The organism is Rhodovulum imhoffii, assembly GCF_003046545.1.
Lineage (GTDB): Bacteria > Pseudomonadota > Alphaproteobacteria > Rhodobacterales > Rhodobacteraceae > Rhodovulum > Rhodovulum imhoffii.
This window is the reverse complement of record NZ_QAAA01000044.1, coordinates 1-2,201: the sequence shown is the minus strand read 5'-3', so window position 1 is coordinate 2,201 and position 2,201 is coordinate 1. Positions and strand designations below refer to the sequence as shown.

3 protein-coding genes and 1 pseudogene are annotated in these 2,201 nt (G+C 56.6%); 3 read left to right on the top strand and 1 reads right to left on the bottom strand.

The window, feature by feature from the left end; genetic code table 11:
* The coding region (locus C8N32_RS14665) for a lactonase family protein (RefSeq protein ID WP_211309722.1) at nucleotides 1–907 on the bottom strand (907 nt) is incomplete at its 3' end.
* A 373-nt stretch (nucleotides 908–1,280) separates the two neighbouring features.
* Here C8N32_RS14665 and C8N32_RS14660 point away from each other — a divergent pair.
* From C8N32_RS14660 to tnpB, 3 genes and pseudogenes are all read left to right on the top strand, one after another.
* Nucleotides 1,281–1,619, top strand: coding sequence for a hypothetical protein (locus tag C8N32_RS14660; RefSeq protein ID WP_107893701.1), 339 nt, complete (start codon nucleotides 1,281–1,283; stop codon nucleotides 1,617–1,619).
* A 196-nt stretch (nucleotides 1,620–1,815) separates the two neighbouring features.
* A complete protein-coding gene (locus C8N32_RS15415; protein ID WP_244905933.1) occupies nucleotides 1,816–2,097 on the top strand; it encodes a hypothetical protein in 282 nt (93 codons plus the stop codon).
* Nucleotides 2,094–2,201: pseudogene (gene tnpB / locus C8N32_RS15410) on the top strand (IS66 family insertion sequence element accessory protein TnpB); the annotation flags it as partial. The gene C8N32_RS15415 and the pseudogene tnpB, both read left to right, overlap by 4 nt.

The window sequence follows — 2,201 nt, the reverse complement described above, 5'->3', positions numbered from 1 at the left end:
ACATGAAATAGCTATCATACCCGACAATTGTATCCGACAATATCAGTTGGCCTGTGGTCGCGTCGATCTCGTAGAGGTAGGTTGAACCTTCGTTGCTGGCTGACCACAAAGCGTACGCGGTTCCATCCTCTCCGATAATGATTTCCGTCGCGTTCGCGGCGCCGTTGCTGCTTTGGGCGGACAACGTCTCGTCATCCAGCAAGGTCAGATTGCCGTTGGCCTCATTGATCTGGTAGAGCGCCAGGCCATTAAGACTCGACGCGACAAGGTATCCGGTGCCATCGATCGTGACCGCGTCAAGCGAGTTCGTGTTATCCACCGCCGTACCCGAAGCGACGGTCCCAACCTCGACAAAATTGCCGTTATCATAGGTAAACTTGGTAATCTGGTCGGTTTGGGGCCTCGGGGCGTAATAGTAATTCGTGCCGTCAGACCCTTCGTAGAACACGCCTTCGCGCACGATCCCGCCGTTCTGGCTTGGCTGAGTCCCTCCGAAGGAGCGACCGTCCTCAAACGTTATATGGCCGTCCGAATCGAGCGACCAGACCGTAATGCCGGTCCCGTTCTGGGAGGTCAGGAAAAGCGTCGCCGTCCCGTCGACCTCGTAGAGGTTCGACTGCGTAAAGCTGCCCAAGGCAGTGACGTTCAAATCCGGGTCGGCCGTGATGGTCGATGTGATGTTGCCGCCGCTGGTTGTTACAACCTGCCCCGTGCTGGGGGTATAGGTCATCCGGTCCGTCTCGGTCAGGGTCCCATCGTCATTGACCCGGTAGATGACCGCCTGACCGGCATATGCGAACGCCACAGACACAACGAAGGGCTGGCCGTCGATCGTGATCCCCGTTGAGGCCCAGCCAGAGTTGGTTCCGCCAGCTGTATATGTGCTGTCGTTGATCGTGAAGGACATAATCTCATTTCCTATTCGGTGTTCCCGCCGTAATTTGGCGCCTTAAAAAGACTTAACTCAAAAATAAGCCCTTTTTTCTATTTGGAGGGTTCTATCCAATACGATCATATCCTGCAACCCTCTTTAAACCAGTCTTCGTTACATAGGGCCGGAAGGGGGCTGTCTTACTAAGCATATAAAAATAAACACAAAATGCAGAATTTTTATCGGTTTGAAAATACTTGCCCTGAGGGGGTTGCGCTTGCCGAACGACACCTGTGTCTTGCAATCCACGGGTCCGGGAGCCGCAAGAATGCCTTGCCTATGATCCAAAACGGTTCTCCTGCCGTAAGGTTTTGCAAATAAAAAAATTATCACGGTGGGATTGCGCCTCATGCCGCTGAAAATTTTCTTCGGAGCCCGCATGAAGCAAAGCAGCGGGGCGACGGCATTGTCGGCCTTCAGATGTCCGGGCCCGTTCAAGGGGCGAACCCCGTCCGCGGATCTGCACACCGAGCTTGGATTGGTGGGTGCAGCAACAGCCCGTCGACTGTTCGAGCGATTTTTCCCCAGTGAACGCGACTTGGCCAGTGTGTTCGAACAGCGGTTAGGAGGTCAAAAACACAGCCCTGCCCAGATTCAGGGTTGGCTTTTGGCCAATAGCACCGACGCCTATTCTGCTGCGCAGGCGTCGGGGCTAGAAGGTCACATACAAGATATCGCTGCCGAATGAGCAAGCACGGGCGTCCGGGAAAGTTCGCGTCCGTTTGGCTAAATTGCACCCCACTCCAAACCAAACTTGCCCAGATACTTCCGCAGCCTGTCTGCGTCGTTCTGGGTCTTGCGCTTGCTGCGCGATACGGCAGGATCGCCCCCCGAACAGAGAACAAGAACTTAGAAAAGAACACGGGCGCGCGTCCGCGCCGGGTTTGCCCGATGAAGGGCAATCCGGCGGAACCCGCCCGGACCTGGTGTTTGTCCCGAGGGGTATCTGCTTCGTCCGGGACTGGGATGCACGGCTGGCCCGGGAAGGGATGACCACGCTGGAACGCAGCCTGCCCCTGTCACCGCATGAGCATCACCTGGGCTTCTGGCTTCCGGCGCGGACACCCGCCCAGTTGGGCAGCGCAGAGTGGCAGGATCAGCTCCAATTGCTCAGAGATTTGATCCGCGAGACGTCAGAAAACGCGGAGCACCGCCATGCGGTCTGAGCAAACAGCAATACGTTTGGCCGGCAGCATCAGATGGCAAGGTCACAGTGACCCCGGCGCAATTGTCGATGCTGCTGGAGGGAATTGATTGGCGCGCGCCGCGG

Bases quoted from the DNA above. Each gene is read 5' to 3' on its own strand.
- C8N32_RS14660 (WP_107893701.1), top strand. From the start codon at position 1,281: ATGCCGCTGAAAATTTTCTTCGGAGCCCGCATGAAGCAAAGCAGCGGG.